A 26,124-nucleotide genomic window follows, 5' to 3' on the forward strand; every position below is an offset into this window, starting at 1 on the left:
TGATAATTTTCAGGAGCTATTTCCGGCTATCCGCTGTATCTTCCTGTGGCTAAAGGAGCCACAGGAAGGATGCCGCTGCTATCCGGGCTACGAAATCGTAATAGTATTGAAAAATATTATGCATGCATAGTATATTATTCGAATTATTATTTTAAATTTGTCAAAGCTTTTTAGAAAAATCAAAATATATACTTATGAAAATATTAGTTTGCATCAGTCACGTTCCTGATACTACTTCAAAAATCAACTTTGTCAACGGTGATTCTGAATTTGACACCAATGGAGTACAATACGTAATCAATCCAAATGACGAATTTGGTTTAACGCGTGCCATTTGGTTTCAAGAACAACAAGGCGCAACTGTAACTGTTGTAAATGTTGGAGGACCAGAAACCGAACCAACTTTAAGAAAAGCATTAGCAATAGGCGCTAACGAAGCCATTCGTGTAAACGCAAATCCTACTGACGGATTTTTCGTTGCCAAACAACTTGCTGAAGTAATTAAAAACGGAAGTTACGATGTAATTATCGCTGGAAAAGAATCTTTAGACTATAATGGTGGAATGGTTCCTGGAATGATAGCCGGAATTTTAGGATACAACTTCCTAAACTCTTGTACTAACCTGACTGTTGACGGAACAAATGTAAAAGCTGTTCGTGAAATTGACGGAGGAAAAGAAACCGTAGCTACTACTTTACCATTAATCATTGGTGGACAAAAAGGATTGGTTGAAGAAAAAGACTTGCGTATTCCAAACATGAGAGGAATTATGACGGCAAGAACCAAAGCCTTGACAATTCTGGAGCCTGTGGATGCAACTGTAAACACAAAAGCAGTGAAATTTGAAAAACCAGCTCCTAAATCAGCAGTGAAATTAATTTCTCCTGACAATTTAGATGAATTAATCAATTTACTACACAACGAAGCGAAAGTAATCTAACTCTCATAAAGTCGAATGTCGAAAGTCAAAAGGATAAAAGTTTTACACTAATTTCTCTTTATGGCTTTAGACTTTAAAACCTTAAGACTAAAATAAAAAAATCATGTCAATATTAATATACGCGGAATACGCAGAAGGAAAATTTAAAAAAGTTGCATTCGAATTAGCTTCTTACGCAAAAAAAGTAGCGGAAACTTTAGGAACTACCGTTACGGCTGTAACAGTAAATGCAGGAGATGTTTCAGAATTGTCAAAATACGGTGTAGACAAAGTATTGAAAGTAAACAACGATAAATTATCAGGTTTTACAGCAAAAGCATACGCCGATGTTATCAAACAAGCTGCTCAAAAAGAAAACGTAAAATTAGTTTTACTTTCATCAACTACAGATAGTATTTATCTTTCGTCACTTGTTGCAGTAGCTTTAGAAGCTGGTTATGCGTCAAATGTTGTAGGATTACCAGTTTCAACTTCGCCTTTTCAAGTAAAAAGAAATGCTTTTTCAAACAAAGCTTTTAACATCACTGAAATTGCAACAGACGTAAAAGTTCTTGGCCTTGCTAAAAACTCTTATGGTGTTTTTGAAAATGCATCTACATTAACTCAAGAAGATTTTAACCCAACTATTGGAGACAATGATTTTGGTGTAAAAGTAGAATCAGTAGAAAAAGGTTCTGGAAAAGTTTCTATTGCTGATGCTGACATTGTAGTTTCTGCTGGTCGTGGATTAAAAGGTCCTGAAAACTGGGGAATGGTAGAAGAATTAGCTACAGTTCTTGGAGCTGCAACTGCTTGTTCAAAACCAGTTTCTGACTTAGGATGGAGACCTCACGGAGAACACGTAGGACAAACTGGAAAACCGGTGGCTACTAACTTATATATAGCGATAGGGATTTCGGGAGCAATACAACATATTGCGGGAATCAACTCTTCTAAAGTTAAAGTAGTAATCAACAGCGATCCAGAAGCACCATTTTTCAAAGTAGCTGACTACGGAGTTGTTGGAGATGCTTTTGAAATTGTTCCTAAATTAATTGAGAAATTTAAAGCTTTCAAAGTTCAGAATTCCTAAACAACAGGAAATCATTAAATCGATTTAAATGCTACTTAAAAACAAGATATTTGTATCTTTGCTTTTAAGTAGCATTTTTTTTAACAAAAAATGAAACTTGATTTTCATCAAAAATAAGTACGCTGTACTTACCCATTTAAGAATTATGAGCTTAGTTAAATTATCCATAAAAGGAATTTCATACAGTCAAACTCAAAACGGAGCCTATGCTTTGATATTGAACGAGGTTGATGGCGAAAGAAAATTACCCATTGTCATTGGTGCTTTTGAAGCACAATCAATTGCTATTGCATTAGAAAAAGAAATAAAACCACCACGTCCTTTGACTCATGATTTATTTAAAAATTTTGCAGAACGTTTTGATATTGTGGTAAAACAAGTCATTATTCATAAGTTAGTTGATGGTGTTTTTTACTCGAGTATCATTTGCGAAAGAGATAAAATAGAGGAAATTATCGATGCCAGAACATCCGATGCAATTGCGTTAGCGTTGCGTTTTAATGCTCCTATTTTCACCTATAAGAACATCTTGGACAAAGCAGGAATATACTTGAAAGCAAATCCGTTGGAAGCCAATAAAGACTCTCAAGAAATTGACGATGTGTTGTCTAATCCAGAGACTTTTGGTCATGAAGAAGAAAGCAATCAGTCTGGAGAAACCTATTCTAAACACAGTTTACAGGAATTAAATGAACTGTTAGACCAAGCGGTTTCACATGAAGATTATGAAAAAGCAGCAAAAATTAGAGACGAAATCTCGAAGAGATAACTTTATCTTGATTTTCATTATTGCATTATTTGATACATAAACGATTAACCTCGTAAAAAATGCAGCTATATTTAATGCTGCACTTTTTTATATATTTTTAGTAACATCTGTTATAAAACTAATCTATGAAAACAAAATTTCTCCTTATTGCCGTAACCTTATTTATTTCTACAGTCGCATTTTCTGAAGACTATTATTTACACTGCGGAAAAATTCTAAACACTCAATCTGGCAAAGAATTATCGAACCAAACCATAGTAGTTTCTAAAAACAAAATCATAAAAATACAAGATGGGTTTGTATCTAAATCCAAACCCGAAGACATTGAAATCGACCTGAAAAACAAATATGTATTGCCTGGTCTTATCGATTTACACGTGCATATTGAAGGAGAGCATGATACTAAAAGTTACATGTCGAAATATTTAGACAACGAGGCTGACGTTGCATTTCAAGCAGTTCGTTGTGCCGAAATCACCCTTCTGGCCGGATTCACAACCGTACGTGATTTAGGAGGAACCGGCGTTAATATCTCCATAAGAAATGCTATTAACAAAGGAATCGTAAAAGGTCCAAGAATATATACTGCAGGAAAATCGATTGCCACAACAGGTGGACATGCTGACCCAACCAACGGAAGCAACCGAAAACTTGTAGGCGATCCAGGCCCACATGAAGGGGTAATCAATTCTCCGGAAGAAGCAGTAAAAGCAGTAAGAGAACGCTATAAAGAAGGAGCCGATGTTATTAAAATCACAGCTACAGGCGGTGTTTTAAGCGTAGCAAAAAGTGGTAAAAATCCTCAGTTTACTTTAGAAGAAATTAAAGCTATTACTACAACTGCCAAGGATTATAATATGCTTACTGCCGCTCATGCCCATGGTGATGAAGGCATGCAACGAGCCATATTAGGCGGTATAAAAACCATTGAGCACGGCACCTTTATGAGTGAAGAGACAATGGAATTGATGAAAAAATATGATGCTTATTTAGTTCCTACCTTGACTGCTGGAAAAGAAGTTGAAAAAAATGCAGAAATTACTGGTTTTTATCCTGACATAGTAGTTCCAAAGGCCAGAGAAGTTGGTCCACAATTGAAAGCTACTTTTGCAAAAGCATATAAAAAAGGAGTCAAAATTGCTTTTGGAACCGATGCCGGAGTTTTTGCTCATGGTACAAATGCAAAAGAATTTGGCTATATGGTTGAAGCCGGAATGCCTGCATTAGCAGCTATACAATCAGCTACAACAACGAATGCAATGTTATTAGGCATTGGAAATGAAGTAGGACAAATCAAAGAAAACTTTTTGGCAGACATTATCGCCGTAGATGAAAATCCTTTGAATACTATCAAAACGCTGGAAAAAGTCGTATTTGTAATGAAAGACGGAAAAATATATAAAAACTAAACTCGCTTACCGCAAATAGAATAAAGATACAATGAAGCAATATTTAGACTTAGTGCAACACGTAATGGAAAACGGTTGTCAAAAAGGAGATCGTACCGGAACAGGAACAAAAAGTGTATTTGGTTACCAAATGCGTTTTGATTTGAATGAAGGTTTCCCAATGGTTACCACTAAAAAACTCCACCTAAAATCTATTATCTACGAATTGCTTTGGTTTTTAAAAGGGGATACAAACATCAACTACCTTCAAGAAAATGGAGTTAAAATTTGGGATGCCTGGGCTGATGCCAATGGAGATTTAGGACCCGTTTATGGACACCAATGGCGCAACTGGAATAGCGAAGAGATTGACCAAATCTCAGAACTTATTAAGGAATTAAAAACCAATCCTAACAGTCGCAGAATGTTGGTTTCGGCATGGAATCCTTCGGTTCTTCCGGACACTACAAAATCATTTGACGAAAATGTAGCCAACAATAAAGCCGCTTTGCCTCCTTGTCACGCATTCTTTCAGTTTTATGTTTCTGACGGTAAGTTATCGTGTCAATTGTACCAGCGAAGTGCTGATATTTTCCTAGGTGTTCCTTTTAACATTGCTTCTTATGCATTACTCACAATGATGATTGCACAAGTTTGCGACTTGCAACTAGGGGAATTCATTCATACTTTTGGTGATGCACACATTTACAACAATCATTTTGAACAACTTGAATTGCAATTGTGCCGTGAGCCAAAACCATTACCAAAAATGATTTTGAATCCTAATGTAAAAGATATCTTCGCATTCGATTTTGATGATTTCACTCTCGAAGGCTACGAACCACATGCCTTGATAAAAGGCAGTGTTGCGGTCTAATCCAATAAAAAAAACGGTGTTTTAGTTAAACTACTAAAACACCGTTTTCATTTCCTGCAAACTCATTCCATTTAAAAGAATCTGCGTCTGGCTCATTTACAAATGTACCGTCTATAACGTATTTGAATTCATAAGCTGCATCTTTGTTTACATCAAATACACCTTTGAAAGTACCGTTTTTTAATTTACTCAAAGCTCCTTCAGCAACACTCCAATTATTGAAATCTCCAACAACGGAAGCTTGACTTGCCTCTTTTGCAGCTACCGAAAAAGTAACTTTGCAAACTGGTTTTGTTTTAACGAATTGTTTCTTGATTGCCATAACTATTTCATTTATAGATTTATAAGACAAAGGAAATAAAAGAATTTGAACTTTCAACAGAGACCTAAAGATTTAATAAAATAGCCCAAACTATGTTAATTTATGAATAATTCAATAATTATAGGCAGGCTAAATTTACTATTCAAAAATCAGAAAACGTTTTCATTCTAAATAATCTACAAGCAAAATAGTGACTTTCCAAAATAAATTTTACCTTTATAAACAAAATTTTGATCAATGGAAAAAGAACTACACGAACAGTACGAGTATGCAAGGAGAAGAATTAAACAAAAAAAAAGACTGTATTTTCATTTTGTTCTTTTCGTTTTAGGGAGTTTACTTTTATTTATTGCTAATAAATTTTTCGAAATTGCCGTAGATTCTCACTGGTCAATTTGGGTTATTACTATATGGTTGTTTCTCTTTATTTTACATTTTATAAAAATTTTCATCACGGATCGTTTTATGAATAAAAATTGGGAAAGAGAACAAATAGACCGACTAGTTGCTTTACAACAAAAAAAACTAGATCAATTACAAACACAGGTTAACAACGACGACCTTAAATAACAGCAAATCAATTATGATAATAATGATTGCGGCCGTTGCCGAAAATAATGCTCTAGGTAAGGACAACGAACTGGTTTGGCATTTGCCAAATGATTTCAAAAGATTTAAATCCCTTACCTCCGGACATCATATTATAATGGGAAGAAAGACATTTGAAAGTTTTCCGAAACCATTACCAAACAGAACCCACGTTATAATCACCAGACAGAAAGAATATCAAGCCGAAGGTTGTATCATAGTTGACAGTATTGACAAAGCATTAGCAATTTGTCCAAAAGACGAAGACACATTCATAATTGGCGGTGGTGAAATTTATACTTTAGGACTACCTTTTACTGACAAAATAGAAATAACTCGTGTTCATCACAACTTTGAAGGCGATGCTCATTTCCCTGAAATTAATGACGATGAATGGGAAATAACAGTTTCAGAATTTAATGAGAAGGATGAAAAACATCTCTACGATTATTCCTATCAGACATTCATTAGAAAATAAAACAAAAAAACATCCTTTTTACGGGATGTTTTTTTTAACCATTGATCAAAGAGATGACCTACTCTTGAAAGAGTATTTGATAACATAAAATAAAAATTACAAATATTAGTAATACTCCAGAAATGAAGATTATAACATTTGAAGTTTTCTGAGAATACATCTCAAAAAAGCCTTTAATACCAAATACCACGAAGGTACTAAAGACGAAAAAAATTAAAATTTCCAAAAACAAATTTAATCCTAAGAACGTATGTTGCGCTTTAACAACAACACTGCTTTGTAAAACAGTGTTTTCAAAACAGCTAACAAGAACAAATGAGATAAAAAACGCTAAAATTATCCACTTGATTTGGTTGATCGGTTCTCTTTTAATCATTTAATATGGTTATTTTCCTGAATAACAAATTTGTACAATTAAATCTTTAGTTACAATACCCACTTTTAGTGATATTTCAAATAAAGTGAATTCTTGATTTTAAGCTATTTTAAAAACTAAAAATAAAACTTGTTTCTAATTTTTGAAACCCATTTTAAGTTCGTCAAGTTTGTATTATATTTGTACAAATTAAAAAAATGTCAGAAAAAATAACACCCTATAAAGATTCAGCTCTAGGTAAAAAAGAACAAGTTGCTAAAATGTTTGACACCATTTCTGGAAATTATGACAATCTGAATCGTGTCATTTCTTTCGGTATTGATATAAAATGGCGTAAAAAAGTATTACAAATAGTTTCAAAGTCAAACCCGAAGGTTATTCTGGATATTGCAACCGGAACCGGTGATTTGGCAATTTTGATGGCGCAAACAAATGCTGAAAAAATCATCGGACTAGATATCTCTGCAGGAATGCTGGAAGTAGGCGTAAAGAAAATTGCTTCAAAAAATCTTTCTAATACTATTGAAATGATTTTAGCAGACTCAGAAAACATGCCTTTTAAAGACAACTATTTTGATGCGATAACCGTTGCTTTTGGAGTACGTAATTTTGAAAATTTAGAAAAAGGCTTAGCTGAAATTTTAAGAGTCTTAAAACCTAACGGAATATTTGTGATTCTAGAAACTTCGGTTCCAGACAAAACACCTTACAAACAAGGATATAATTTTTACACTAAAAATATTCTTCCATTAATAGGCAAAGTTTTCTCTAAGGATGATGTTGCTTATGGATATTTATCTGAATCTGCTGCTGCATTTCCTTATGGAGAAGCATTAAACAATATTTTAAGAAAAATTGGGTTTATAGATGTTGTAGCCTTACCACAAACTTTTGGTGTAGCTACCATTTACTCAGCTTCTAAAAAATAATACTGAAGATTTCAGCATAAACATGAGAAAAATAATTGTCTTACTATTTTTTGCTTTTATTATAAAAGGATACGCTCAAAAGTCTAAAAATATATTTAGCAGAGACCCTATTATTAATTTGGAAAATTTTCAAAAAAAGAGAATGTACTACGGGTTTTATCTGGGATTCAACTCGTATGATTTCAAAATAGACTATAAAACGGTAGGACCTGATATCCTTATAAAAAGAACTACCGGATTTAATGTGGGAATCGTCGCTGATTTGAAACTTCAGGAATATATTGACTTGCGATTTGAGCCAGGTCTTTATTATACCAAAAGAGACTTATATTATCCAAATTTCACAAACAGTGCAGATGCGCTTAGGGAAGTGAATAGTACTTACATCCATTTTCCGTTATTAGTGAAATTCTCCTCACTTAGAACAGGGAATATTCGTCCTTATTTAGTAGGAGGCGTATCCGCAACGCTAAACTTATCCAGCAATTCTAAATTAATTGATGACAATTTAGAACAACGCTTTAGAGTAAAAGCGTGGACAACTAATTATGAATTGGGTTTCGGAATTGATCTTTTTTCAGAATATTTTATATTTTCCCCTTCCATAAGAGGTGTTTTTGGAATGAATGACGAATTAATCCGAGACAAAGACCCAAACAGTCCATGGACAAGCAATATAGAATCCTTGAAAACCAGAGCAGTCTTCATTAATTTTACTTTCCATTAAAGACTTACCCTCTACAAAACTCGCTTAATACTATAGCGGTAGCGGTGGCAACATTAAGGCTTTCTGTTTTTTGAAGATCTCCAAAACGAGGAATTGTGAGTCTGTTTTTTACTAATTTTTCAAGTGCTGCAGAAACTCCATTAGCTTCATTACCCATAATAATTATTCCTTCTTTGGGCAAAACCGATTTATAAATATTCTCTCCGTCCATAAAAGTACCAAAAACGGGTAGTTGTGTTTGTACAATAAAAGCATTAAGATCAATATAATTTACGTTAACTCTGGCTATAGAACCCATAGTTGCCTGAACAACTTTTGGATTATAAATATCAACAGTCTCCTTGGAACACAACAACTGTTTAACACCAAACCAATCACACAAACGCAATATAGTCCCTAAATTTCCTGGATCTCGAATTGCATCAAGCGCTACTATCAAACCGGTTTCAATAATTGGTTTTTCCAATGGCATTTTAAAAACTCCCAAACAAGTATTTGGAGTTGCTAATGCACTTATTTTTTTTAAATCATTTTCTTGAATAATCGTTTTTTTAGCTGCTGAAACTTCTTCAAAATCATTTTGGGTGGTATACAAATGTTCCAATTCAAAATTAGACTCCAATAGTTCATGAATCCCTTTTACGCCCTCGGCAAAAAATAATTTATTGGCAATTCTATATTTTTTTTGCTGCAAACTCGTTATAAGCTTTATTTGGTTTTTACTAACCATAAAATAATGTACTTTTGAATTAAATATTTTAAAACACTTGAAAAAAACTTCCACAAAAATAACTGCATTTATTCTAATTGCAATACTAATTTGCGCTTGTAACGCTGTAAAAAGAGTTCCGGACGGAAAACTACTGCTTACAAAAAACGAAATTACTGTAAATGACAAAACAATTAAGGATGAAAATGTTTTTAATCAACTGTATCAAAAACCAAACAGCACCTTACTTGGATACCGTTTAAGATTGAATCTTTACAATCTTGCCAACCTAAATCCAGATTCAACCTATCAAGCCAAGTTTACAAATAATCCTGAAAAATTTAGAAGAAAATCAAAATGGCTGTCTGAAAAACAAGTTAATCGCCTTGGAAAATCGTTCTGGTATCACGGAATCCATGATTTCTTAAAAAAAACTGGAGAACCACCTGTAATTATTGATAAAGACCGAGCGGACAAATCTTTGTTGCGTTTGAAATACTATTACTTCAACAATGGTTTTTTTAATGTAAATGCCAATTACAAAATAGACACTTTGAGTATCAAAAAGGGCAAGATAAAATACGCCATTACTCCTGGAAATGCTTATTTTTTAGATTCCTTGAGAACTACTATTTTAACTCCGGCATTAGATTCTTTATATGAGAGCAACAAGTCAAACACTTTTATCAAATCAGGAAATCAATATAAAACAGAAGATTTTGAAAATGAAAAAAACAGAATCACCACTCATTTCAGGAACAACGGAGTGTATTATTTTCAACCTAATTATGTAACTTTTGACATAGATACCATTAAAAAAGTTAATCAGGCTAATATAAACCTGATGATTAATAATTATTCGTATCAAAATGGTGATTCAACCCAAACAGAACCTTTTAAAATTTACAAAATAAGCGATGTAAATATTTACACTGATTATTCTCCAAGCAATAACGGTATAAAAATTACAGACAGCACTACTTACAATAGCTTTAATTTATACAGTCAGAGCAAATTAAGATACAAACCACGAGCAATCACCAATGCTATCTTCATAACAAAAGGAGGATTATTTGCTGATTATAAAACCGTTCTGACAACTCGTTATTTAAACAATCTTAAAATTTTCAACTATCCGTCAATACAATATGAAGTTGACCCAAGAGATTCCACTGCACAATCATTGATCGCAAAAGTGTACTTAACACCTAGAAAGAAATATAGTTTTGGGACAACATTAGATGTAACTCATTCTAACATACAGGATTTTGGTATAGGCTTAAGTGTTTCTGAAACCATACGAAATGTTTTCAATGGAGCCGAAACACTAGAATTAGCTGTGCGTGGTAATATTGGATCTTCAAAGGATTTAGCGAATCCAAAGAATAATTTCTTTAATGTTTCTGAATATGGTTTGGATTTAAAGCTTAACATACCACGGATTTTCATGCCTTTCAGCACTGAAAAAATCATTCCCAAAAGCATGATTCCATTTACACTAATCACAATGGGTTTTGCTAAACAACAAAATATTGGTTTAGACAAAGAAAATTTCACAGGAGCATTATCCTATAATTGGACTCCAAAAAGAAACAATACCGCCAGATTTGATTTGTTCAACACTCAATTTGTACGAAACCTAAATCAACAGAATTACTTTAATGTTTACGGTTCTTCCTATAATGCGTTGAATGAAATCAGCAAAGAATACAACACAAACCCATCCTATTATAACAATGACATTGATAAAAATTTGCTTATTGAAGAGGGAACCGCTGGCTTTACTAAGGATGTGCTCACAGGCAACGCTAACTTTTTGAAACCATTAGAAGCCGAAGATTTTCAATCTGTAAAAAGCATTGAAGAGCGAAGACTTAGGCTTACGGAAAATGACTTTATTTTGGCGACCAGTTTTACTTTCTCAAAAACAACCAAAAAGGATTTAACAGACAATACATTTTATCTTTTTAAAACAAAAATAGAATCGGCTGGAACCATTTTATCTGCTATTGCAGCAACAACAAATCAGAAAAAAAATTCAACTGGTAATTATGAAATATTCAATTTAGAATATTCAGAATACATAAAAACAGAATTTGACTACATTAAACATTGGGATTTATCCAAAGAAAAAATATTTGCCTTTAGATCGTTTTTCGGGATTGCCATTCCATTTGGAAATTCAGACTACATTCCCTTTTCAAGAAGTTATTTTTCAGGAGGATCAAATGACAACAGAGCGTGGCAACCGTATGGTTTAGGACCGGGCAGCAGTGGCGCATTAGACGATTTTAATGAGGCAAACATGAAAATTGCCATTAGCGGAGAGTATCGCTTTAAAATATTAGGCAGTTTAAAAGGAGCACTTTTTGCCGATGCAGGAAATATTTGGAACGTATTGGACAATGTAGAGGATGAGAAATCGACATTTACACAATTTAAGGACTTAAAAGATATCGCATTAGGCACTGGATTTGGGCTTAGATATGACCTGAGTTTTTTTGTAATTCGTTTTGATTTAGGATTTAAAACCTACAATCCAGCCAATGAAACCAACAAAAGATGGTTTAGAGAATACAATTTTGCTAACTCCGTTTTAAATTTTGGAATAAATTATCCGTTCTAATGCTAATTAATTCTTATTTTTGCAAACTAAAAACTAAATAAAATAACTAAAAAAATTACAATGGCACACAACATAAAACCAGGCGTAGCTACAGGAGATCAGGTTCAGGAAATTTTTAATTATGCTAAAGAAAAAGGATTTGCACTTCCGGCAGTAAATGTTACGGGATCAAATACGATCAATGGTGTACTTGAAACTGCAGCAAAACTTAATGCTCCGGTTATCATTCAATTCTCTAATGGAGGAGCACAATTTAATGCAGGAAAAGGACTTTCTAATGCAGGTGAAAAAGCAGCAATCGCTGGTGGAATTGCTGGTGCATTACACATTCATACTTTGGCGGAAGCTTACGGAGCAACCGTAATTTTACATACTGACCACTGTGCAAAAAAATTATTGCCTTGGATTGACGGTTTATTAGATGCTTCAGAAAAACATTTTGCTGAAACTGGAAAACCATTATTTTCTTCTCACATGATTGACTTATCTGAGGAGCCTATCGAAGAAAACATCGAAATTTGCAAAGGATATTTAGAAAGAATGAGCAAAATGGGAATGACACTTGAAATCGAACTTGGAATTACTGGTGGTGAAGAAGATGGTGTTGACAACTCTGATGTTGATAGTTCTAAATTATACACACAACCTGAAGAAGTTGCTTACGCATACGAAGAACTTTCTAAAGTAAGCCCTAAATTTACAATTGCAGCTGCTTTTGGAAACGTACATGGAGTTTACAAACCAGGAAATGTAAAATTGACTCCAAAAATCTTAAAAAATTCTCAAGATTTTGTTCAAAATAAATTCAATACAGGACACAACCCGGTAGACTTCGTTTTCCACGGTGGTTCAGGTTCTACATTAGAAGAAATCAGAGAAGGAATAAGCTACGGAGTAATAAAAATGAATATCGATACTGATTTACAATTTGCTTTCACGGAAGGTATCCGTGATTACATGGTAAAAAACATCGATTATTTGAAAACTCAAATTGGAAACCCAGAAGGTTCTGATGCTCCAAACAAAAAATATTACGATCCAAGAAAATGGTTGCGTGAAAGTGAAGTTACTTTCAACGCAAGACTTGAACAAGCATTTGCTGACTTGAACAACGTAAATACACTATAATAGATTAAGTTTAATTCCAAATCCCGATGTAACTATCGGGATTTGAAATCTAAACCATAAATTACAGGAACTGATTACTGAACACTGAATACTAGAAAAATGGCTTGGTTTAAAAGAAAAGAAAAAGGGATTACTACTGCTACCGAAGACAAAATGGACATTCCAAAAGGGCTTTGGTACAAATCTCCAACTGGAAAAATTATTGATGCCGATGAACTAGCTCGTAACTTATTTGTAAGTCCCGAAGATGGTTTTCACGTTAGAATTGGAAGTACAGAATATTTTCAAATTTTATTTGACAACAATGAATTTGTTGAATTAGATAAAAACATGACTTCTAAAGATCCTTTGCATTTTGTTGATACAAAAAAATATGCAGATCGTTTGAAAGATGTTATGGAAAAAACCAAACTTAAAGATGCAGTGCGTACCGGAGTTGGTAAATCAAAAGGGAAAGATGTTGTTATCTGCTGTATGGATTTTGCCTTTATCGGAGGTTCTATGGGAGCTGTAGTGGGAGAAAAAATCGCAAGAGGAATCGATCACGCCATCAAAAACAAGCTGCCTTTTGTAATGATTTCAAAATCAGGTGGAGCAAGAATGATGGAAGCTGCATATTCATTAATGCAATTAGCAAAAACATCAGTAAAACTGGCTCAACTTGCCGAAGCAAAATTGCCTTACATTTCGTTATGTACGGATCCAACAACTGGAGGAACAACTGCTTCTTACGCCATGTTGGGAGATATTAATATTTCTGAACCAGGCGCATTAATTGGCTTTGCCGGACCAAGAGTTGTAAGAGACACAACAGGTAAAGATTTACCGGAAGGTTTCCAGACTGCTGAGTTCTTACTTGAACACGGCTTCTTAGACTTTATTACACCTAGAAAAGAATTGAAAGACAAGATCAACTTGTATATCGATTTGATTCAAAACAATACTATTAGATAAATGAAAATCCCGATTGCTCGGGATTTTTTATTTTTTAACTATTTCACTACAAACAAAAACAGCTTTCAAAATTATCTGAAAGCTGTTTTTTTTATTTCTTTAATAAAGTTCGTATAATTTACATTCCTGTTCTAATCGCTTCCACAGGATCAAGTTTCGAAGCAGAAATGGCAGGAAGTATTCCGGATATCAATCCAATTACAGCAGCTAATCCAGTTCCCAGAATAATATTACCAGCGCTTAAAACAAATTCGAAATCTAATGCTTTTGTCAAGATTACAGAAATTATCCAAACCAGAAAAAGTCCAATCATTCCGCCAATCACTGAAAGTATTATGGCTTCAAACAAAAACTGAAATAGTATAAATCTGTTTTTGGCTCCTAATGATTTCTGAATTCCAATCAAATTAGTTCGTTCTTTTACCGAAACAAACATAATATTGGCAATCCCAAAACCTCCTACCAGTAACGAAAAACCACTAATTATCCAGCCTACAACATTCATTTGTCCTAAAATCCCATCTATAAGATCCGTAAAACCAGAAAATACATTAATAAAAAAATTGTCTATTTCACCTGCTTTCAAACCTCTAAAACTTCTTAGTTTTTGAGAAATTTCACTTTTATAGGCATCCATATCCACTCCTTTTTCTGGTTTAAAAATAATAACATTAGTCAAGGAAGTATTGTTGTCTCCATACAACTGACGAACAAAATTTACTGGAATATACGCTGATGTATCATTACTGTCTCCAAACAAACCTGAACCTTCTTTTTTAATGACACCAATAACCGTAAAACGCTTGCCATACAAACGAACATTTTTTCCGATAGGCTCAGACTCTTCAAATAAGGATTTTGCAATTTCATTTCCCAAAACAATAACTGTTGCACCAGAATTAGCTTCAGATTCATTATAAAATCTCCCTTTATCAAATTCAAGGCCTTGAATATCTATAAATTCATGTGAAACAGGAACAATATTGATGTCACTTACTGTTTTCGATTCATATTTAATAGTCTCTCTTCGAGTAAATATTTGATATGCCATCTGGTCCGTATTAGTCATAGCACCTTTCATGAAATTGTACTCATCGTACTTCACATTAGGAAATTGCTCTCTTTTCCATTGTGGAATCTCTGAAGGTCCAAAAGAAAATTTCATTAGATAAATCGTATTTTTATCTAAACTACTCAAGTCTTTTGTAATTTTTCTGTCCAAAGAGTCAACAGCAGCAAGCACGGCTATAATCGAAAAAATTCCAATAGTAACTCCTAACAAAGAAAGCAATGTTCTTAACTTGTTGTTTCGCAATGCATTCATTGCAAAGCCCAAACTCTCTTTTAATAATCGAAGGTAAACTAGCATAAAAATTTTTTTGTATTAAAGTAAAATTCCATAAATATTAATCAAAAACCTAATGAAAAATGCATTCGTTGCCGTGTGAATCAATTATTTTACCTTTGCCAATGAAATAGGAGTAAAAATTACACATTATCTCATTTTCAAATGGCTTAATTTTCACATTAAAAAACTATTTTTGCACTTTATAACTATAACTACATAATGAACACAACAAAAACAATTCAATCTGCATTAATCTCTGTCTTTTCAAAAGAAGGATTAGAACCTATAGTAAGACAACTAAACAGTCAAAATGTTACACTTTATTCTACTGGAGGGACTGAGGATTTTATAAAAAATTTAGGAATACCTGTAATTCCTGTTGAAGATGTTACTTCCTACCCTTCTATTTTGGGTGGTAGAGTAAAAACATTACACCCAAAAGTTTTTGGAGGAATCTTAAACCGCCAAGACAACGAGAGTGATGTACAACAAATGATAGAGTTCAACATTCCACAAATAGATTTAGTAATTGTTGACTTATATCCTTTTGAAAAAACAGTAGCTTCCGGAGCTAGTGAATCAGATATTATTGAAAAAATAGATATTGGTGGAATTTCTTTAATACGTGCTGCCGCAAAAAACTTCAAGGACACTGTAATTGTAGCATCGGTTGACCAATATGGTTTGCTTTTGGACTTGATTACAGAGCAAAATGGAGCTACAACATTGGAAGACAGAAAATTATTGGCTACAAAAGCATTTCATGTTTCATCTCATTATGATACTGCAATTTTCAATTATTTCAACACTGACGAAACAATATACAAACAAAGCATTGCTAACGGTCAAGTTTTAAGATACGGTGAAAACCCTCATCAAAAAGGATTTTTCTTCGGGGATTTTGACGCAATGTTCAACAAAGTTCACGGAAAAGAATTGTCTTACAATAATTTATTAGATGTAGATGCTGCCGTAAATTTGATTAATGAATTCAAAAATGACGGTCCTACATTTGCTATATTAAAACACAATAATGCCTGTGGTTTAGCGTCAAGAAATACCATTAGTGAAGCGTATCTTGCGGCTTTGGCCTGCGATCCTACTTCAGCTTTTGGGGGTGTTTTAATTTCGAATACAAAAATTGATGTTGCTACTGCTTCAGAAATAAACAAATTGTTTTGCGAAGTTGTAATTGCTCCAGAATATGATACTGAAGCCATTGCAATTTTACAAGAAAAGAAAAACCGAATTATATTAATCCAAAACGAAGTAGAATTACCACAAAAACAAGTTCGTACTTGCTTAAACGGAATTTTAGTTCAGGAAAGAAACAACATAACCGACAATAAAGAAGACTTAAAAACCGTTACTATAACTGAACCTACTGAACAAGAAATTCAGGATTTAATTTTTGCTTCTAAAATTTGTAAAAACACAAAATCAAACACGATTGTTTTTGCAAAAAACGGTACACTTATTGCGTCAGGTACAGGACAGACATCAAGAGTTGATGCCTTGCAACAAGCAATAGAAAAAGCGAATAATTTTCACTTTGATTTGCATGGTGCAGTAATGGCAAGCGACGCGTTTTTCCCTTTTCCAGATTGTGTAGAAATCGCTAAAGAAGCCGGAATAACTGCTGTAATTCAGCCAGGAGGATCTATAAAAGACGAATTGAGTATTAATTATTGTAATGAAAATAAAGTTGCAATGGTATTTACAGGAACTCGTCATTTTAAACATTAATTTGTTTAACTTTGCCCGTCACAAATTTATAACTTTTAACCCTTAAAAAACTTATGGGATTTTTTGATTTCATGACCGAGGATATTGCGATAGACCTTGGTACCGCCAACACTTTAATCATACATAATGATAAAGTTGTCATAGACAGCCCTTCGATAGTTGCTCGTGATAGAGTTTCAGGCAAAATCATCGCTGTTGGTAAAGAAGCCAACATGATGCAGGGAAAAACACATGAAAACATTAAAACGATAAGACCTTTGAAAGATGGTGTAATTGCTGATTTTGATGCTTCAGAAAAAATGATCAGTATGTTTATAAAAAGCATACCGGCATTGAAAAAAAGAATGTTTACTCCCGCATTAAGAATGGTTGTTTGTATTCCTTCAGGCATTACTGAAGTGGAAATGAGAGCCGTAAAAGAATCATGCGAAAGAGTAAATGGTAAAGAAGTTTATTTGATACATGAACCTATGGCAGCAGCAATAGGTATTGGGATAGATATCATGCAACCAAAAGGAAACATGATTGTTGATATAGGTGGTGGAACAACTGAAATTGCAGTAATTGCATTAGGCGGAATTGTATGTGATAAATCAGTAAAAATTGCTGGTGATGTATTTACAAATGACATTGTTTATTACATGCGTACACAACACAATCTTTTTGTTGGAGAAAGTACTGCTGAAAAAATCAAAATTCAAATTGGTGCCGCTATTGAAGATTTAGAAACTCCTCCAGAAGACATGTCTGTTCAAGGTAGAGATTTACTTACCGGTAAACCAAAACAAGTAGAAGTTTCATATAGAGAAATTGCTAAAGCATTAGACAAATCAATCCAACGAATTGAAGATGCAGTAATGGAAACTTTATCACAAACACCTCCTGAATTAGCAGCCGATATTTACAACACAGGAATTTATCTTGCAGGTGGAGGATCTATGTTAAGAGGTCTTGATAAAAGGATTTCGCAAAAAACAGATTTACCTGTTTACATTGCAGAAGATCCATTAAGAGCAGTTGTTAGAGGAACTGGTATGGCACTTAAAAACATTACAAAATTTAAAAGCATTTTGATTAAGTAATTCGTTTTTGTTACACTTGCCAGCCTTCAAGCTCAAGTCAATTTACAACAATTAGATTACAAAAAAAGACATACAGTTATTTACATTATACCGTTAAGAAATGCAGCAAATATTTAATTTTATTTTTAAAAACAGTAATAGATTACTGTTTTTGCTGCTTTTGGGTATCTCGTTATCGCTAACTATCCAATCCCATTCTTTCCACAGGAGTAAAATAATTAGTTCCGCAAACTTTTTAAGTGGCGGAGTGTACGAAAAGGTGAATAACCTTAACGAATACTTGAATTTAAAAACTCAAAATGATGCACTTGCTCTTGAAAATGCAAAGCTAAGAAGCCTTCTATTCAATCGTAAAGATACTACTGCAATAAAAAAACTAGACAGTATTAAAGGGGTAAAACCAGACGATATTGTTGTTTCCAAAGTAATACACAACTCCTATAATGTCCATGAAAATTACTTAACCTTGAATTCAGGAGAATTGCAAGGTGTAAAACCAGATATGGGGGTAATTAACAGTTTAGGAATTGTTGGAATCATAGAGAATACATCGCCAAAATATTCTACTGTAATCAGTATTCTGAATAAAAAATCTCAAATCAATGCCAAAATCAAAAAGTCAAATCACTTTGGGTCACTTGTTTGGGACGGAAAAAGTACTGGATTTGTTCAATTGGTAGATGTTCCTAGATTAGCAGCGATAAGAAAAGGCGATACAATTGTAACTGGCGGACAATCTGTAATTTTTCCAGAAAATATAGGAATAGGTACTATTGAAAATATCTATACTGAAGAAGAAACTAATTATTATAAAATAAACGTCAGACTATTCAACGACATGACAAACTTAGGTCATGTCTATATCATAAAAAGGAAAGATCGTGAAGAAATCATTAATTTAGAAAAAAGAGAAAAGGATGAATAGCGCATTGTTAGTCAATATTTTTCGATTTATTCTGTTATTGGCAGTTCAAATTATCATATTCAACAATATGAATTTTTTGGGTTATATAAGTCCTTTCCCTTATATATTGTTTATAATACTTTACCCTGTAAACGGAAACAAATCTGGTCTTGTAGTGGCGAGTTTCATACTTGGACTTATTATGGATATGTTTAGCAATTCAGGCGGAATACATGCCACTGCATGTTTAGTTCTAGCCTATTTTAGACCCGCTATTTTTAAATTTGCTTTTGGTCTAAGTTATGAATATCAAACTGTAAAATTAAATGACGTTTTGACACCTGAAAGATTCTCTTTTATATTACTTTCTGTTGTTATACACCATTTTACGTTATTTTTACTGGAAGCATTCCAGTTTAGCTTTATTTTTGATATACTAATTAGAACATTATTAAGTACTGTATTCACAATCATTATTTGCATTATCATAATATATCTTATTAAGCCGAACAAAAGATGAGAAAAGTCTTGTTGCCTTCTTTAATCATTATAGCTACATCTTTGCTTGTAATGCGTATCTTTTATTTGCAGATTGTTGACGACACTTTAAAACTAAAGTCTGAAAACAATGCCATTAAAAAAAAGTATGAATATCCTGAAAGAGGATATATGTATGATAGGAAAGGAAAGTTATTAGTTGCTAACCAAGCATCTTATGACATCATGGTCATTCCTAGAGAAGTCAAAAATACTGATACTTTAGAATTTTGTCAATTATTGAATATCACAAAAGAAGATTTCATTAAAAAAATTGAAAAAGCTACAGTATACAGTCCGCGCTTGCCATCTGTTTTTTTATCTCAATTGAACAAAAGTGAATTTGCTGCTTTTCAAGAAAAAATAAGAAAATATGAAGGTTTTTATTTTCAAAAACGTTCCCTTCGTGATTATGAAGTAGATTTTGGAGCCAATATTTTTGGATTCATCACACAGGTAAATGAAAAACTAGTCGCTAAAAATCCGTATTATAATAGTGGTGACTTAATTGGAAGACAAGGAGTTGAAGAAAGCTATGAAGATCTTTTACGCGGAGTGAAAGGTGTAAAATACATTCAAAAAGACAAATACAACAGGGAAATAGGTTCTTATAAAGATGGGAAATACGACACTATCGCTGTTCAAGGAGAAGACATAAATCTGACCATAGATGCTGAAATTCAAAAATATGGGGAGGAATTAATGATTAATAAACGAGGTGGAATTGTAGCAATTGAACCTAGTACCGGTGAAATATTGGCGCTTGTAACTGCTCCATCGTATGACCCCGGAATATTAGTAGGAAGACAACGATCTAAGAATTATACTGAATTATATCGTGATTCCATAGCAAAACCACTTTATGACAGAGGTTTACTGGCTGAATATCCACCGGGATCTCCATTCAAGATTTTAACTGGACTTGTAGCATTACAAGAAGGAGTAATTGATGACAATACTACTGTTTTTTGTAATCGAGGTTTTAGCTATGCAAGAGGACGTTTTATGGGATGTCACTGTCATGGAGGCGCACTTCAATTACACCGAGGTATCTTTGAATCTTGCAACTCCTATTTTGCAACGGCTTATATGAAGACTATAAATAAATATTCAAAACCTGCACAAGCGGTTGATATTTGGAGCAAACACGTGAAAAGTTTTGGTCTTGGACAATTCATGGGATATGATTTACCAACTGGTAAAAAAGGAAACGTACCCGATTCAAAAACATACAAACGCATTTATCCTAACGGTGGCTGGAGAAGTACTACTATTGTTTCTAATTCAATTGGACAAGGTGAAGTTCTAATGACTCCTATTCAACTGGCGAATATGATGGCAACAATAGCTAACGAAGGTCATTATTATACGCCTCATATCATCAAAAAAATTGAAGGGCACAAAATTGACGAAAAATTCACTACCAAACATGAAACCACAATTGATAAAAAACATTTCAAACCAATTATCAGCGGTTTATTTGATGTTTACAACTTAGGAACAGCAAGATCCCTACGAGTGGAAGGAATTGATATTTGTGGAAAGACTGGAACAGCAGAAAATTTTGCTAAAATTGGAGGAGTACGCGTAAAAATGGAAGACCATTCAATATTTGTAGCTTTTGCACCAAAAGACAATCCAAAAATTGCAATTGCAGTTATGGTTGAAAATGGTGGATATGGAGCAACTATAGCTGGACCAATTGCCAGTTTGATGATAGAAAAATATTTAAGACAAAAAATCACCAGAGTAGACCTGGAAAAAAGAATTCTTGCAACAAGTTTACAAAGTCGATATGCTAAATTAGGAGGACTGTCAGAAGCCGTAAAATTACAATTAAGAATTAGCGACTCTCTTCTAAAAAAGAAAACAACTATTCCAACAGTGAAAGCAAAAACAGATACCACAAAATCGAATAAACAAGCTATTTAATTCAGATGAAAAACCAAAGCATAACAAATAACATTGACTGGATAAGCATAATAATCTATGTTTCATTAGTTATTTTGGGTTGGCTAAATATTTATTCGTCTTCTCTCTCATCAATGGAAGACACTCATGAGAAACAGCTTATATTCATTATATTAACCATTCCATTAATTTTCATTGTGCTTTCTGTTGACGGTAAATTTTATGAAAAATACGCAAGTATCATTTTTGGAATTTCCTTACTTACATTAGCGGGATTGTTTTTATTTGGTAAAACCATAGCGGGTCAACGTTGTTGGTATGCAATAGGAAGTTTTACAATTCAACCTTCTGAATTTGCAAAAGCGGCCACAGCCTTGGCATTAGCCAAATATTTAAGTGACACCCAGATCAATTTAAAAGAAGTCAATAGGCAGGTACAAGCTCTTGCAATAATTCTTTTGCCTGTCATCCTGATACTTCCGCAACCTGACCCCGGAAGTGCTTTAATATACAGCATATTCATCATCGTTTTATACCGCGAAGGGCTACCGTCATGGTATGTTTGGACAGGATTTATTACCATCCTTTTATTTGTATTAACACTGATATTAGAGCCACAGTACGTAATTCTTATAGCATTAGTTACATTAATATTAGTTCATTTAAAATCAAGATTAGCCGATAGAAATATTGTTCTGAGCAGCATCCTTTTAGTGGTTATTTCTGGATTTGTACTGTCTGTAAACTATGTTTTTGAAAATGTATTTAAACAACATCACAGGGATCGTTTTAATATACTTTTAGGCAAAACCGTCGATCTGAAAGGAATCGGTTATAACACCAATCAATCCGAAATAGCCATTGGTTCGGGAGGTTGGTTTGGAAAAGGGTTTCTTGAAGGAACACAAACCAAAGGCGGATTTGTTCCTGAGCAACATACAGATTATATATTCACAACAGTGGGTGAAGAATGGGGATTTGTTGGCTCTTTAGTTGTTATCGCCCTTTTTTCAGGTTTATTTCTTAGAATAATATACTTGGCAGAAAGACAAAAAACAAAATTCAGCAGGGTATATGGATATTGTGTTGCAGGGGTTTTATTTACACATTTCTTTGTAAATATAGCCATGGTAGTTGGTATTTTCCCAACTATTGGGGTTCCGCTTCCTTTCTTTTCTTACGGAGGTTCGGGACTTTGGGGCTTTACTATATTGTTGTTTATATTTATAAAAATGGATGCCAATAAAGTAAATGAATGGTAATTAAATAGGCCTTAATTATCAAGATTTTATTCTTGTTTATTGTTTTATTTCAATTATTTATACGCTTACCTCTTTGCAAAAACAGAAACTTTAAAAATTCTTATTCCCAGTAGAGTTAATTAAAACTCCAATTTTTATAATCTGTCCTTTTTTCCAATTGATTTTCAATGTTGTCATTCAATTTTGGAAAGAAGTTAATTCCGGTCATTTTTTCGATATAATCAACCGAAACCACAAAACTATATAGTGGTTTATCACTTTCTGAATTGGGAATCAGAAAACCAATCATTTTCATGTTGCCACCAGAATTATCCAATAAAATTTTATAAAAAAACTTAGGAACCGAAACCTTTTCTTTACCTATTGTTATTAATGAGGATTCTAAAACTCCACCCGTAATCACATAAATTCCATCATATTTTACAGCCCAATAACGTACTTTTTGTTCTAATCTATTCCAGACTCCGTTATTAAAATTACGCACTTGAGGAGAAATATTTGAAGTGAAAAAAGTTTCGTTATAAGCATCTAAAGCAAACTCCATATCACCTGCAGGACAAAGATGACCTTTATCATATATTGACTTTTTATAATTTCTCCAATCAGCAGAACCCGTTTTTACTTTGGTATCCTCAATAAAAAAAGGACGCTTAAAGTTATTATTCTTAATATAGTTTTTCTTCAGCTCATAAGCCACCCATTCTGCCTGTTCATGAGCTTCATTATAGGACAAAGTGTAATATTTATGTCTGACAACTTGATTGGTTCTAGATGAGGGCAAAAAATCAAAATTTCCCACTGAACTTACAGCACTATTCTCAGCACTGACAACCTGAATTAAGTCTCCTTCCTTTCTCCCATTCGATGCATCTGGATTTCCTGCATCCAAATCCTTTTTACAGGAAGAAAAAAGGATCCCGTAAAGAATAATAAATATCAAAGTGAATAATTTTCTATTTTTCATTGCTAACTATATATAAGGATTCTTCTGTTTTTAAAATCAAAACAAGCAGTCTAAATTGACTAAAAAAACATCTTAAAGCTATTTTAATTAATTAATAATTCACTCAAACTAAAAACGCTCCAAAAATTCAATGAGAATTTTTGGAGCGTAATAGTTACTAATACTTGTATGTTTTATGAACTAACAAATTCTTTATTAAGATTTCGCTAATTTATTTTTTTTCATTTTAACAGGAATATCTTTTTTCGAAATTGATTTAGGTTGCAAATCATCCAAAACATTAATTGCCTCTTCTACATAAATATCTTTAGCTAAAGATTCATGCCAGATTTCTCTTTTTTCTTTCAAAGAAGCATCTTTACTCATCACTTCAGCTTCATAAGGTAAAGAAGTAAATGTCAATGTGTTTTTGTAATTTACGATTGGCTTATATTTTTTAGCCTTCTCTTCAATTTCGGCTTGAGCAATCTTAAATTTGTCAATATTCAAGCTATAAACATTCTCTTCACTTCTACTATCAATCCATTTTGCATTTTCCTCAATTAATTGGAACTGTGGATTTTTACTAATTCTGTTTTTACTATTGGCAATTGCTTGATTAAAGTTGGCATTATTATTCCAAACACTATAATCAGCCTGATCAATTTTATCCCAAGGCATTGCATTGTCAATGTCACGTTCGCCCATTTTTAAATAAGCATATCTGTCCGGCATAACAATATCACTTTGCACACCTTCTAGTTGAGTAGACCCACCATTTATTCTATAAAATTTTTGTGTAGTGGTCTTTATGGCACCCAAGTCCCCTACTGCACTATTGCGTACAAAAGTATTCAAGTCATATACATTTTGCACCGTTCCTTTACCGTAGGTTTGCTTACTTCCAATGATAATTCCTCTTTTATAATCCTGAATTGCAGCAGCCAGAATCTCTGAAGCCGAGGCTGAGAAACTATTTACCATAATTACTAAAGGACCATCCCATTCAATTTTTTTATCTCTGTCATAAAGAACTTCTTTTTGTCTTCCTGCTGATTTAATTTGCACAATTGGACCTTGTTCAATAAACAATCCTGCAATATCAACAACAGTAGACAAAGATCCACCACCATCATCACGAACATCAAGAATAATTCCGTTTACACCAGATTTTTTTAATCGGTCAACTTCTAATGCAATGTCTTTTCCTGCATCTCTTCCGTCTTTATTTTCAAAATCAATGTAGAATTTTGGCAAATAAATCACTCCGTATTTCAGTCCATTTTTGTCTACAATACTGGATTTTGCATACGTTTCTTCTATTTCAACAATATCTCTGATGATAGAAATAATCTTAATGGTTCCGTCCACTTTTTTCACAGTAAGACGAACTTCTGAACCTTTAGGCCCTTTAATTTTCTTCACAACATCATCCAAACGCATCCCTACAACATCAACCGCTTCGCCATTACCTTGAGCTACTTTCATGATCAAGTCTCCTGCTTCTAGCTGTTTTCCTCTCCAAGCTGGACCACCAGAAATAAGTTCAGAAATCTCGGTAAGATCATTTTTCTTTTGCAAACGAGCTCCAATTCCTTCTAATTTACCGCTGATACTTTGATCAAAACGTTCTTTATCCTCTGCTGCTAAATAATTAGTATGCGGATCAAAACGCGCTGTTATAGAATTTACATACACTGAAAACCAGTCATTTCTATCTAAATCTTTAATGAAACCAAAATACTCATCTAAAGATTTTGTAGAACTTTCTCTAGTTTCTTTTTCTAAAGCATCAAAAGATTTAACTTGATAAGTGGCATCATTTTTCTTTTTATCTTCTTCTAATTTTTGTTTGTCAACAAGAGATGAAAGGGTAGATAATTTGATTTGTTTACGCCATTTGTCACTAAGTTCAGCAACATTTTTAGAATAAGGTGCTTTTTCATAATCAATATTGAAACTTTCTTCAACTGAATAATCAAAAGGCTTGCTCAAAACATCTTTGTAAATCTTTTTGCTTTCTTCCATACGCTTAATTAAACGCTCGTAAGTCAAATTGAAAAAAGTCAAATCCTTATTCAATAGCTGATCGTCTAATTGCGTTTCAAATTTTGAAAATTCATCAATATCTGATTGCAAAAAGAATCGCTTAGAGGGATCTAACGCTTCAATATAATCTTTATATATACCTTTAGAGAACGTATCATCAATTGTGGCTGGGCTATAATGCCCCTTCTCAATAACAAACGTCAATAACTCTAAAAGCAATTTATCTTTTTCGGGATCGGATGATTGTTTCGCATTCATTTTGAACGCAAATAATGTCACCGAAAGGCATACAACTACAAGAAGTATTTTATAATTTCTTTTCATAAAGTTAATAATAGTATTCATGAATCTTTTAATGTAAGTTACGGTAAAAACTATGCCAACAGTGGCTAGGCCTCCATAAATTTTTGTTAAAGATATAAAAATGTTCTTTTGTTTTAAGTTAAATGAATCAACAT

At 33.3% G+C, this 26,124-nt stretch carries 23 protein-coding genes; 18 read left to right on the plus strand and 5 right to left on the minus strand.

The window, feature by feature from the left end; all coding sequences use genetic code 11:
* The first annotated feature begins 194 nt into the window (after window positions 1–194).
* The 5 genes from QLS65_RS10090 to QLS65_RS10110 all read left to right on the plus strand — a co-directional run bounded on the left by QLS65_RS10090 (window position 195) and on the right by QLS65_RS10110 (window position 5,047).
* Complete coding sequence (locus tag QLS65_RS10090) at window positions 195–941, plus strand: electron transfer flavoprotein subunit beta/FixA family protein (RefSeq protein WP_121340868.1); 747 nt, start codon at window positions 195–197, stop codon at window positions 939–941.
* Between the two features lie 103 nt (window positions 942–1,044).
* On the plus strand, window positions 1,045–2,013 hold the full coding sequence (locus QLS65_RS10095) for an electron transfer flavoprotein subunit alpha/FixB family protein (RefSeq protein WP_282717280.1): 969 nt from the start codon (window positions 1,045–1,047) through the stop codon (window positions 2,011–2,013).
* A gap of 145 nt (window positions 2,014–2,158) precedes the next feature.
* Complete coding sequence (locus tag QLS65_RS10100; RefSeq protein ID WP_121343254.1) at window positions 2,159–2,782, plus strand: bifunctional nuclease family protein; 624 nt, start codon at window positions 2,159–2,161, stop codon at window positions 2,780–2,782.
* A 125-nt stretch (window positions 2,783–2,907) separates the two neighbouring features.
* Window positions 2,908–4,191, plus strand: coding sequence for a metal-dependent hydrolase family protein (locus tag QLS65_RS10105; protein ID WP_282717282.1), 1,284 nt, complete (start codon window positions 2,908–2,910; stop codon window positions 4,189–4,191).
* Between the two features lie 31 nt (window positions 4,192–4,222).
* The gene (locus QLS65_RS10110) at window positions 4,223–5,047 is read left to right on the plus strand and encodes a thymidylate synthase (protein WP_282717284.1); all 825 of its coding nucleotides are present in this window, start codon (window positions 4,223–4,225) and stop codon (window positions 5,045–5,047) included.
* 25 nt (window positions 5,048–5,072) lie between these two features.
* Here QLS65_RS10110 and QLS65_RS10115 read toward each other — a convergent pair whose 3' ends face one another.
* The gene (locus QLS65_RS10115; protein WP_282713131.1) at window positions 5,073–5,369 is read right to left on the minus strand and encodes an isoamylase early set domain-containing protein; all 297 of its coding nucleotides are present in this window, start codon (window positions 5,367–5,369) and stop codon (window positions 5,073–5,075) included.
* Between the two features lie 237 nt (window positions 5,370–5,606).
* Between QLS65_RS10115 and QLS65_RS10120 the strand changes: the two genes are divergently transcribed.
* From QLS65_RS10120 to porT, 4 genes are all read left to right on the plus strand, one after another.
* Window positions 5,607–5,939, plus strand: coding sequence for a 2TM domain-containing protein (locus QLS65_RS10120; protein ID WP_121340865.1), 333 nt, complete (start codon window positions 5,607–5,609; stop codon window positions 5,937–5,939).
* Window positions 5,940–5,952: 13 nt separating this feature from the next.
* Window positions 5,953–6,435, plus strand: coding sequence for a dihydrofolate reductase (locus QLS65_RS10125; protein ID WP_282717286.1), 483 nt, complete (start codon window positions 5,953–5,955; stop codon window positions 6,433–6,435).
* Between the two features lie 573 nt (window positions 6,436–7,008).
* Window positions 7,009–7,740, plus strand: a complete 732-nt coding sequence (gene ubiE, locus QLS65_RS10130) for a bifunctional demethylmenaquinone methyltransferase/2-methoxy-6-polyprenyl-1,4-benzoquinol methylase UbiE (protein WP_282717287.1) — start codon at window positions 7,009–7,011, stop codon at window positions 7,738–7,740.
* Between the two features lie 22 nt (window positions 7,741–7,762).
* Window positions 7,763–8,467: a type IX secretion/gliding motility protein PorT/SprT gene (porT, locus tag QLS65_RS10135; protein WP_282717289.1), complete on the plus strand. Its 705-nt coding sequence runs from the start codon at window positions 7,763–7,765 to the stop codon at window positions 8,465–8,467.
* Window positions 8,468–8,471: 4 nt separating this feature from the next.
* Here porT and QLS65_RS10140 read toward each other — a convergent pair whose 3' ends face one another.
* Window positions 8,472–9,197, minus strand: a complete 726-nt coding sequence (locus tag QLS65_RS10140) for an RNA methyltransferase (RefSeq protein ID WP_282717291.1) — start codon at window positions 9,195–9,197, stop codon at window positions 8,472–8,474.
* A 37-nt stretch (window positions 9,198–9,234) separates the two neighbouring features.
* Between QLS65_RS10140 and tamL the strand changes: the two genes are divergently transcribed.
* The 3 genes from tamL to accD all read left to right on the plus strand — a co-directional run bounded on the left by tamL (window position 9,235) and on the right by accD (window position 13,884).
* A complete protein-coding gene (tamL, locus tag QLS65_RS10145) occupies window positions 9,235–11,802 on the plus strand; it encodes a translocation and assembly module lipoprotein TamL (RefSeq protein WP_282713136.1) in 2,568 nt (855 codons plus the stop codon).
* Between the two features lie 60 nt (window positions 11,803–11,862).
* Window positions 11,863–12,930 carry a class II fructose-bisphosphate aldolase gene (fbaA, locus tag QLS65_RS10150; protein ID WP_099713613.1) on the plus strand — a complete coding sequence of 356 codons (1,068 nt, stop codon included), beginning with the start codon at window positions 11,863–11,865 and terminating at the stop codon, window positions 12,928–12,930.
* Between the two features lie 99 nt (window positions 12,931–13,029).
* On the plus strand, window positions 13,030–13,884 hold the full coding sequence (accD, locus tag QLS65_RS10155; protein ID WP_099713614.1) for an acetyl-CoA carboxylase, carboxyltransferase subunit beta: 855 nt from the start codon (window positions 13,030–13,032) through the stop codon (window positions 13,882–13,884).
* Between the two features lie 118 nt (window positions 13,885–14,002).
* On the opposite strand, the gene QLS65_RS10160 is transcribed toward accD, so the two are convergent.
* Window positions 14,003–15,253, minus strand: coding sequence for an ABC transporter permease (locus tag QLS65_RS10160; RefSeq protein WP_099713615.1), 1,251 nt, complete (start codon window positions 15,251–15,253; stop codon window positions 14,003–14,005).
* 198 nt (window positions 15,254–15,451) lie between these two features.
* Here QLS65_RS10160 and purH point away from each other — a divergent pair, with 198 nt between their 5' ends.
* From purH to rodA, 6 genes are all read left to right on the plus strand, one after another.
* Entirely contained in the window at window positions 15,452–16,978 is a 1,527-nt protein-coding gene (gene purH, locus QLS65_RS10165; RefSeq protein ID WP_282717294.1) for a bifunctional phosphoribosylaminoimidazolecarboxamide formyltransferase/IMP cyclohydrolase, read from the plus strand.
* A 53-nt stretch (window positions 16,979–17,031) separates the two neighbouring features.
* Window positions 17,032–18,060 (plus strand): rod shape-determining protein, encoded by a 1,029-nt coding sequence (locus QLS65_RS10170; RefSeq protein ID WP_035668436.1) that lies wholly within the window; start codon window positions 17,032–17,034, stop codon window positions 18,058–18,060.
* 100 nt (window positions 18,061–18,160) lie between these two features.
* Entirely contained in the window at window positions 18,161–18,985 is an 825-nt protein-coding gene (gene mreC / locus QLS65_RS10175) for a rod shape-determining protein MreC (RefSeq protein WP_099713617.1), read from the plus strand.
* Window positions 18,978–19,484 (plus strand): rod shape-determining protein MreD, encoded by a 507-nt coding sequence (locus tag QLS65_RS10180; protein WP_099713618.1) that lies wholly within the window; start codon window positions 18,978–18,980, stop codon window positions 19,482–19,484. Before mreC ends, QLS65_RS10180 begins: the two co-directional genes overlap by 8 nt.
* Window positions 19,481–21,433, plus strand: coding sequence for a penicillin-binding protein 2 (gene mrdA, locus QLS65_RS10185; RefSeq protein WP_282717314.1), 1,953 nt, complete (start codon window positions 19,481–19,483; stop codon window positions 21,431–21,433). The genes QLS65_RS10180 and mrdA overlap by 4 nt, the downstream gene beginning before the upstream one ends.
* Window positions 21,434–21,438: 5 nt before the next feature.
* Window positions 21,439–22,674 (plus strand): rod shape-determining protein RodA, encoded by a 1,236-nt coding sequence (rodA, locus tag QLS65_RS10190; RefSeq protein WP_282717319.1) that lies wholly within the window; start codon window positions 21,439–21,441, stop codon window positions 22,672–22,674.
* A gap of 115 nt (window positions 22,675–22,789) precedes the next feature.
* Here rodA and QLS65_RS10195 read toward each other — a convergent pair whose 3' ends face one another.
* Both QLS65_RS10195 and QLS65_RS10200 read right to left on the minus strand, forming a co-directional pair.
* On the minus strand, window positions 22,790–23,638 hold the full coding sequence (locus QLS65_RS10195; RefSeq protein ID WP_282717321.1) for a DNA/RNA non-specific endonuclease: 849 nt from the start codon (window positions 23,636–23,638) through the stop codon (window positions 22,790–22,792).
* Between the two features lie 195 nt (window positions 23,639–23,833).
* Window positions 23,834–26,011, minus strand: a complete 2,178-nt coding sequence (locus QLS65_RS10200; RefSeq protein ID WP_282717323.1) for a carboxy terminal-processing peptidase — start codon at window positions 26,009–26,011, stop codon at window positions 23,834–23,836.
* Window positions 26,012–26,124: the final 113 nt, after the last annotated feature.

This window comes from Flavobacterium algoritolerans (genome assembly GCF_030010385.1).
Lineage (GTDB): Bacteria > Bacteroidota > Bacteroidia > Flavobacteriales > Flavobacteriaceae > Flavobacterium > Flavobacterium algoritolerans.